The 2,603-nt window shown below is 45.6% G+C and carries 3 protein-coding genes; 2 read left to right on the top strand and 1 reads right to left on the bottom strand.

All coding sequences use genetic code 11. The annotated features are described in order from the left end of the window. The first annotated feature begins 807 nt into the window (after window positions 1–807). Window positions 808–1,728, top strand: a complete 921-nt coding sequence (locus ACHZC4_RS02375) for a hypothetical protein (RefSeq protein ID WP_394752174.1) — start codon at window positions 808–810, stop codon at window positions 1,726–1,728. Between the two features lie 150 nt (window positions 1,729–1,878). Further along, window positions 1,879–2,349: a hypothetical protein gene (locus ACHZC4_RS02370; protein ID WP_394752173.1), complete on the top strand. Its 471-nt coding sequence runs from the start codon at window positions 1,879–1,881 to the stop codon at window positions 2,347–2,349. Between the two features lie 20 nt (window positions 2,350–2,369). Here the strand turns inward: ACHZC4_RS02370 and ACHZC4_RS02365 are convergent. After that, on the bottom strand, window positions 2,370–2,603 hold a 234-nt coding region (locus ACHZC4_RS02365), incomplete at its 5' end, for a hypothetical protein (protein ID WP_394752172.1).

Below are 2,603 nucleotides of genomic sequence, written 5' to 3'. Positions count from 1 at the left end.
GAATCTCTAATAATATCCTCTCCCTCTGGGAGAGGGCTAGGGTGAGGGAAATAACCACTTGATTTTAAAGCCCTCATCCCAACCTTCTCGGCAACTGCTGAAGTACAGGATGTACTGAATGCAGCAAACGCAGGAGCGGTTTGTCGCCCTGCGTCGCCTAAAGCGCCTACTGTTGGTGCCCTACTACCTACATAATCCACATGGATGTGGTGAATGCAGATATTGCAGGAGCAAATATCTGTCCATGTAGGCATCCCAACGGGAGAAGGCGTTTTTTGAATTTTTAGAGGTTACCTTAAGCGTAATTGTAGCCGAACCACTCCTGAATCATGCTGATTTAGTCTTTGCGATATAAAAGCTGAGAATGGACGCTAAAAAATCATCAAAAAGTGTGTCATATGACGCACTTTTTTATAGAAACTGTGGCATATGCCACAGTTTTTTCTGAAAGCCACGGCTCATGTGGGTTTCAGGGGCTAAGAAATTTTAATTAAACTGTGTCATATGACACAGTTTTTGATTTTAAGCCAAAAATGGTGGTTTTTTTAGGGAATACGTCCCGTTCCCAATTATGTTTTGTATTTAATCAAAAATAATTTAATTTTATTAAATAATTAGCATTATCAATAAGTTAATTAAAATTTATCTGGAATAGTACCGATCAAGGCAAGAATCCTAGTAGTCCGAAAAATATCTAAAACTTGGCATGGTTAATGCTTTTACTTTGGTCGTGATACGTAAATAGTCGTCACTATTGATGAAATGCTTTATTAAAAATTATAACTATGTCCTAAGGAGGACTTGCTGATGGATTTAAAAATTAAAGGCTTAACATTTTGCTCGCTGGTAGCCCTGTTTGCTGCCGGACAAACGTTTGCCCACACGGGCGTTAGAGACCAAGCTGAAGAAGGCAAAGGCAGTTACAACGCGTTCACTCTCACCCATGGTTGTGGCAATAGCGTAGAAGGAGGCCCGCCAGCGCAGTCATATCCGGTACTTGGCCAATCGGCGGTGTTTCCGTTCGACACTAACGCGGTGTGGAGAGATGCGACCGGAGCAGTGATTCAAGTGGGCGGTAATGGTAACGGAACAATAAAAGAGGCATCGCTTAAACTGGGCGTGGCTGCGATTGCGGGTGGATCGCCTTTTAATACCGCCCAAGAAATCACTGATAACTTAGGTAATGTACAAGGGATTGTATGGAAGGATGGCGTGATGGCACCGAATGTGTATGCGCTTCCGCAGTTTAGGGTAACCGCACCGACTATCGTTGATAACTGTGTGAAAAGCTTGAAGGTCCGCATCGGTGTAATCAATTATTGCGACTTAGGGAAGAATGCAGGCAATGATAAGGCTGGGCCATACAAAGCACCGAAGGATGCTTTGGATAACGGAGTCACCAGGACAACTTCTGGCAAGACCGGTTTTGTACAAAAAAGTGCGGCAGATGCGGATACTTTTAAGGATATGGCGAAGGGCAATGGCGACAACAACCGCGCGGACTGGTGGTTTCCTGCGCTTGAGGGCGGCAGTGCCTTATATAACGACCCAGACATGTTGCAAAAGACTTATTGGACTACGCTGACCGTCAATAACAGTGCTGCGGACCTTGCTAATTGCACGGGCGCACAGACTGAAGTTAGCGTCGAGCCTAATGGCGTGGCATTTGATACCTACCTGACTGGCCGCAATACCTGTCCCTTTACCAAAGGTAACCAGGGCTTGTAAGTTAGTCCTTTTCGTTCTTTAACTAACTTTACAGCACCTTCAATTCCAGGGTGTGCCGCGCAATGCGGTCATCCTGGAACTTTTTGCGGATAAAATCAAAACAGTTTTGATGATATTGCCATTGGTAAGCTAATGGCATGAGGATATTAAATGAAAAATACCAAAAAAATAATGCTTGCAACTTTATTGATTGCAATCGGATACGGGGAGCTTGTGGCGGCGCATACGCAGGCCGGGTCTATAGGCCGTAAGAAATCAAAAGCGGGTGGAACTGACATCTATGAAGTCACTTGCTCTAATGCTGGCGACGGCACGGGCGAGCCGGAACATCTCTATGTGGATGTGAAGGATTTGCGACCCCGCAATCCAGCACAGGTAAGCATTCAGGCCGTGCTGCCTGCAAATGGCGCTGCTACGCCGGTCAGCATAGATGCCAAGGATAGCGACCCCTTTCCTAGCCCTGGTTACACCTTGGTTGGTGGCTCAGGGCCGTATCTTATGACGGTCAATAAAACCCGCTCGCGTAAGGCGGGCGCTGAGGTTTACCTGGTTGAATTCCATTGTCAAAGTGCTGCTGGGGCGCACACAGGCATAGATTGGGTCATGAAACAAAACCAATAAGGATTGAGTTTTTTGGTTCCCTAGCCTAACCAGCGCCAGTGGGTGATCTGTGCTGGCGCTGTTTTTTTGGAGTTACTTATTGAGGCATCGTCTTCGTTCGTCTGTAGCCTTTGCTTGGACGGGTTCAAACATATTTCGATACAGATCAATAAATAAGCATTGCGCAAGATTGCGTTCAGCACGGCTATAAGGTCAGGGAAAAAAGGCCTACTAATAAAAATAATAAAGGTATAGCACATGAGATTGATTGGATT

The sequence above is a fragment of the Crenothrix sp. genome (assembly GCF_043729335.1).
Taxonomy (GTDB): Bacteria; Pseudomonadota; Gammaproteobacteria; order Methylococcales; family Methylomonadaceae; genus Crenothrix.
The sequence above is the reverse complement of the archived record's forward strand: the minus strand, read 5'-3'. Positions and strand labels throughout refer to the sequence as shown.

Bases quoted from the DNA above. Each gene is read 5' to 3' on its own strand.
- ACHZC4_RS02375 (WP_394752174.1), top strand. From the start codon at position 808: ATGGATTTAAAAATTAAAGGCTTAACATTTTGCTCGCTGGTAGCCCTG.
- ACHZC4_RS02370 (WP_394752173.1), top strand. From the start codon at position 1,879: ATGAAAAATACCAAAAAAATAATGCTTGCAACTTTATTGATTGCAATC.